Here is a 5,336-nt window from a genome sequence, read left to right on the forward strand (position 1 = left end):
CCGGTTTTCGTCTCGATCGCACGTTCGATCATCGGCGGGCTCTGTGTGCTCGGCTGGTGCTGGCTGCGCGGCATCAGGCTGTTTAAGGCCGACGGGTCGCTTGTCGCCGGCATCATCGTCGGCGTGCTGTTCGGCGTCGAGTTCCTGTGCCTCTATATCGGGCTGGAATACACGACCGTTGCTCGCAACACGCTGCTGGTCAACACCATGCCGTTCTGGGTCCTGATCGGCGGCCATTTCTTGCTTGGCGAGCGCATCAATGGTAGGAAGCTTGGCGGGCTCGTGCTTGCCTTCTGTGGCCTTGTGGCGGTGTTTTCCGATGGGATTGCCGGCGGCACCGACGTGACCTTGATGGGTGATCTGCTCAGCCTCGGCTCCGGCATCCTGTGGGCGGCGACCAGCATCGTCATCAAGCGTTCGAAACTGGTCGAGACCAGTGCCGAGAAATTGCTGCTTTATCAGCTGGCCGGTGCGGCCATTGTCGGTGTCCTGGTTCTGCCTTTCGCCGGCCCGCCGATCCGCGCGATGACTGCCTTGCCGACATTGGCGCTGCTGTTCCAGTCGCTCTATATAGTTGCCTTCACCTATGTGCTGTGGTTCTGGCTGCTCAGGCGCTATCCGGCATCGGCCCTGTCGAGCTTCGCTTTCCTGTCGCCGGTGTTCGGCGTCCTCTGCGGCGCTATCATTCTGGGCGAGGCGCCGACGACCAGGATCTTTGTGGCACTTGGGCTGATCGCTGTCGGCCTGATCATCGTCAACCGGCCGGCGCGCAAGCAGGTACCTGGATAGAAAGTTCGACCATGCGTGACATCCTCAACGACCTCGAAGCGGGAAAGCATCTGTCCGATCCGGATCCGGTCCGCCGCGCGCAGATCCAGATGAACACGCACCTGCCGAAGCGCTTCTACAAGGACGTGTCGGTCGTAGCTGTGGAGGACGGTTTTGCCGTCCACCTCGATGGCAAGCCGGTGCGCACGCCGGGCAAGGCGCTGCTGGCGCTGCCGACCGAAAACGCCGCCGCCCTGGTCGCCAATGAGTTCGCTGCACAGGGCGAGACCATCGACCCGGTCACGATGCCGGTGCTGCGTCTGGTCAACACCGCCATCGACGGCGTCGCCAGCGACCCGCAGGCGGTGCTGGAGGACGTCTTGCGCTTCGCCTCGTCCGATCTGACCTGCTACCGCGCCGACGCGCCGCAGGGGCTGGTCGAGCGGCAGAACCAGCATTGGGATCCGGTGATCGACTGGGCGAGGGCGACATTAGGGGCTCGGTTCAACCTCGCCGAGGGCATCATCCATGTCGAGCAGCCGCGCGAAAGCCTCGCCGTCCTCGGCGCCCATCTTGCCCAGCGTGCCGAGCCGCTGCGGCTGGCTGCAATCCATGTCATGACTTCGCTGACCGGGTCGGCGCTGCTGGCGCTGGCGGTCGATTACGGCGCGCTCGATGGCGACGCGGCTTGGGCCGCCGGCCATGTCGACGAGGACTGGCAAATCGAGCATTGGGGCCAGGATGCCGAGGCTGTGGCACGCCGCTCGGCCCGCAAGCGCGACATGATGGCGGCCATCGGCCTGCTCGATGCGCTGAAGACCTGATCCTCGGCCTTTTGCCGCACTGCACCTAATACCAAAGTCATAAATCCAAGGTCTGTCTGCCTCCGGCGGTCGCTTTCTGTCATTTTTTACGCCGATGTCGGGTTCGAGTCGCGTTCGGAGGGAACGCCGACGATGACGCCCAGCGTCGAAGGCAGACGATTCACGGGAGGACAGTTCAATGGCATTGGCATCGACCGCCGGCGGAAGCAGCCGCGGCATGACGCGGGAGGAGAAGAAAGTCATCTTCGCTTCCTCGCTCGGCACGGTTTTCGAATGGTATGATTTCTATCTCTACGGCGCATTGGCGGCCGCAATCGGCACCACATTCTTCGCCTCTTATCCGGAGGGGACGCGCAACATCTTCACGCTGCTGGTTTTCGCTGCCGGCTTCCTCGTGCGGCCGTTCGGCGCGCTGGTGTTCGGCCGTATCGGCGATCTCGTCGGCCGCAAATACACATTCCTCGTCACCATCACGATCATGGGCCTGTCGACCTTCCTGGTCGGCCTGCTTCCCGGTTCGGCGAGCTGGGGCATCGCGGCGCCCATCATCCTGGTTGGGCTGCGCATGCTGCAGGGCCTGGCGCTCGGCGGTGAGTATGGCGGTGCCGCGACCTATGTCGCCGAACATGCACCCGACGATCGCCGTGGCTTCTATACGTCGTGGATTCAGACGACAGCGACGCTTGGCCTGTTCCTGTCGCTGATCATCATCCTGGCCGTGCAGAATTCGTTGAGCAAGGAGGATTTCGCGGCCTGGGGCTGGCGCATTCCATTCCTACTCTCGGCCATCCTGCTCGCAATATCGGTCTGGATTCGCCTGACGCTTTCGGAATCGCCGGCCTTCGTCCGTATGAAGGAAGAGGGCAAGGGCTCCAAGGCGCCTTTGTCGGAAGCCTTCGGCCAATGGAAGAATGCAAAAATTGCGCTGCTGGCGCTTTTCGGCCTCACCGCCGGCCAGGCCGTGGTCTGGTACAACGGCCAGTTCTACGCACTGTTCTTCCTTACCAATGTGCTCAAGGTGGACGCGCAGTCGGTCAACATCATGGTCGCCATCGCGCTGGCGGTAGGCGCGATCTTCTTCGTCGTGTTCGGTTGGCTTTCCGACAAGATCGGCCGCAAGCCGATTATCATGGCCGGTCTTGCGCTGGCGATCGTCACCACTTTCCCGCTGTTTAAGGCGCTGACCTGGGCGGCTAATCCAGCTCTGGCAACGGCACAACAGACAACGCGTGCGACTGTGACCGCCGCGCCTGGCGACTGCAAATTCCAGTTCAACCCCACGGGCACTTTCAAATACACGACGTCATGCGATATCGCGACCGCCTTTCTCAGCAAGAACTCGGTGCCTTATGACGTCGTGACGACGGCAGCGGCTGGAACGCCTGCTACAGTCAAGATCGGCAACGAGACAGCTGAATCCTATGACGCGGTCGCGGCTGGCGATCAATTGAAGGCCAAAGAGGCAGCCTTCGGCAAGGCAATCAATATTGCCTTGCAGGATGGTGGTTATCCGCTGAAGCGCGCTGCCGCCAAGGTTGCCGACCAGAAGCTCGACGCCTTTGTCGCGGCCAACCCCGAACTGAAGCTCGACGCGGCAGCCATCCGCGCAGGCGAAAAGACCGCAGTCCCGACCGAGCAGGCGATCAAGGACAAGGTGCTGACCAAGGATGAGGCAGCCGGCGCCACCGAGGTGACCGTCTACAGCATTCCGGCAGCGGGTGCGTTTGCGATGTTTGCCGACCCGGCACAGGTCAACTGGGCCAAGGTCATCGGCATCCTGTTCATCCTGGTCCTCTACGTGACCATGGTCTACGGGCCGATCGCGGCGATTCTGGTTGAGATGTTCCCGACCCGCATCCGCTACACCGGCATGTCGCTGCCCTACCACATCGGCAATGGCTGGTTCGGCGGCTTCCTCCCGGCGATCGTGTTCGCGCTCAGTGCCTACAAGGGCGATATCTACTACGGGCTCTGGTATCCGGTGGTGATCGCGGCAATGTCGCTGATCATCGGCATGATCTTCGTCAGGGATACGCTCGGCACCGACCTGCATACCAAACAGTAGCCGACAGCTCTGTGTCATACAAAAAACCCGGCGCGAGCGATCGCGCCGGGTTTTTCATTTGTGGGCCTGTTCGATCTATCAGCGCGGAAGACGCCTAGCTCTTGCGAGGCTGTTCGGCGTCCGCAATGGCGGCCTCATGATACCAAGCCTCGCCATGGTCAAGCGGCTGATCGCGCAGCGAAGCAAGCTCTGCCGCAAACTTGGCCTTTACGCCTAAATTTGAGGCAGTTACACGCGATGCCGCCGGGAACATCAGGATTTTGGCCGACGGACGGGCTGAGGTGATTTCCATGGTCGGTCTCCTTTCTTCTGGAGAGGCTCTTCGATTCATCTTTCCGTCAAGGTAGGTCCTGCAATCCTTTTAGGCAAGATGCCTAAAGAAAGATCGGCATTTGCCTGTTATTTAAGCAAATTCCGCCTTTGATTGATCCGGGCGCATTGCTTAGGCGGCTTGCCATCACCGGCGGGATGAAAGGGCATTTTTGCCGCACCCTGACGAACTGAAGTGGCACACGATTTGCATTTTATCGACCGGCAGCTGGGCTGCTGGATGGCTCGGCGCGCCGGCGTCATCCAGGTTCGGTGATCAAGCAACGAGAGGCTCTAGAATGACGAAATACAAGCTCGAGTATATCTGGCTCGATGGTTACACGCCGGTCCCCAATCTTCGCGGCAAGACCCAGATCAAGGAGTTCGCCGAGTTCCCGACGCTCGAGCAGCTGCCGCTGTGGGGCTTCGACGGTTCTTCGACGCAGCAGGCCGAAGGCCACAGCTCCGACTGCGTGCTGAAGCCGGTCGCCGTATTCCCGGACCCAGCCCGCAGCAATGGCGTGCTGGTGATGTGCGAAGTGATGATGCCCGATGGCGTGACGCCGCATGTGTCCAACAAGCGCGCCACCATCCTCGACGACGAGGGCGCCTGGTTCGGCTTCGAGCAGGAGTATTTCTTCTACAAGGACGGCCGTCCGCTCGGCTTCCCCGAGAGCGGCTATCCGGCGCCGCAGGGTCCGTACTACACCGGCGTCGGCTATTCGAATGTCGGCCCGATCGCGCGCCAGATCGTCGAGGAGCATCTCGACCTCTGCCTCGCAGCAGGCATCAACCATGAAGGCATCAACGCCGAAGTGGCCAAGGGCCAGTGGGAATTCCAGATTTTCGGCAAGGGCTCCAAGAAGGCCGCCGACCAGATGTGGATGGCCCGCTATCTCTTGCAGCGCCTGACCGAAAAATACGAGATCGACATCGAGTATCACTGCAAGCCGCTCGGCGACACCGACTGGAACGGCTCGGGCATGCACGCCAACTTCTCGACCGCCTATATGCGCGAAGTCGGCGGCAAGGCCTATTTCGAAGCGCTGATGGCTCAATTCGACAAGAACCTGATGGACCACATCGCCGTCTACGGCCCGGACAACGACAAGCGCCTGACCGGCAAGCATGAGACCGCGCCGTGGAACCGCTTCAGCTACGGCATCGCCGACCGCGGCGCCTCGATCCGCGTGCCGCATTCCTTCGTCAACAATGACTACAAGGGCTACCTGGAAGACCGCCGCCCGAATTCGCAGGGCGACCCCTACCAGATCGCTTCGCAGATCCTGAAGACCATCGCGGAGGTTTCGACCAGCGCCCAGGTCTCGGCGGCCGCCTAAGCATCTATAGCGGCGCAGGCTTCGTAAGCC

General features: G+C 61.5%; 5 protein-coding genes. 4 read left to right on the forward strand and 1 reads right to left on the reverse strand.

What is annotated here, in order from left to right:
- The 3 genes from NKI61_RS32155 to NKI61_RS32165 all read left to right on the forward strand — a co-directional run.
- Window positions 1–789: DMT family transporter (locus NKI61_RS32155; RefSeq protein WP_352842331.1), on the forward strand; the 789-nt coding region annotated here is incomplete at its 5' end.
- Window positions 790–800: 11 nt separating this feature from the next.
- Window positions 801–1,592, forward strand: coding sequence for an ATP12 family chaperone protein (locus tag NKI61_RS32160; RefSeq protein WP_352842332.1), 792 nt, complete (start codon window positions 801–803; stop codon window positions 1,590–1,592).
- Window positions 1,593–1,770: 178 nt separating this feature from the next.
- A complete protein-coding gene (locus NKI61_RS32165; protein ID WP_023743043.1) occupies window positions 1,771–3,657 on the forward strand; it encodes an MFS transporter in 1,887 nt (628 codons plus the stop codon).
- Window positions 3,658–3,751: 94 nt separating this feature from the next.
- On the opposite strand, the gene NKI61_RS32170 is transcribed toward NKI61_RS32165, so the two are convergent.
- The gene (locus NKI61_RS32170; RefSeq protein ID WP_352459017.1) at window positions 3,752–3,949 is read right to left on the reverse strand and encodes a DUF2735 domain-containing protein; all 198 of its coding nucleotides are present in this window, start codon (window positions 3,947–3,949) and stop codon (window positions 3,752–3,754) included.
- Window positions 3,950–4,265: 316 nt separating this feature from the next.
- Here NKI61_RS32170 and NKI61_RS32175 point away from each other — a divergent pair, with 316 nt between their 5' ends.
- On the forward strand, window positions 4,266–5,306 hold the full coding sequence (locus NKI61_RS32175) for a glutamine synthetase beta-grasp domain-containing protein (protein ID WP_023691256.1): 1,041 nt from the start codon (window positions 4,266–4,268) through the stop codon (window positions 5,304–5,306).
- Window positions 5,307–5,336 lie beyond the last annotated feature (30 nt).

The organism is Mesorhizobium sp. M0514 (assembly GCF_040321145.1).
Lineage (GTDB): Bacteria > Pseudomonadota > Alphaproteobacteria > Rhizobiales > Rhizobiaceae > Mesorhizobium.

What these genes read in the sequence shown, in the direction of transcription:
- NKI61_RS32160 (WP_352842332.1), top strand. Translation starts at nt 801, where the DNA reads ATGCGTGACATCCTCAACGACCTCGAAGCGGGAAAGCATCTGTCCGAT.
- NKI61_RS32165 (WP_023743043.1), top strand. Translation starts at nt 1,771, where the DNA reads ATGGCATTGGCATCGACCGCCGGCGGAAGCAGCCGCGGCATGACGCGG.
- NKI61_RS32170 (WP_352459017.1), bottom strand. Translation starts at nt 3,949, where the DNA reads ATGGAAATCACCTCAGCCCGTCCGTCGGCCAAAATCCTGATGTTCCCG.
- NKI61_RS32175 (WP_023691256.1), top strand. Translation starts at nt 4,266, where the DNA reads ATGACGAAATACAAGCTCGAGTATATCTGGCTCGATGGTTACACGCCG.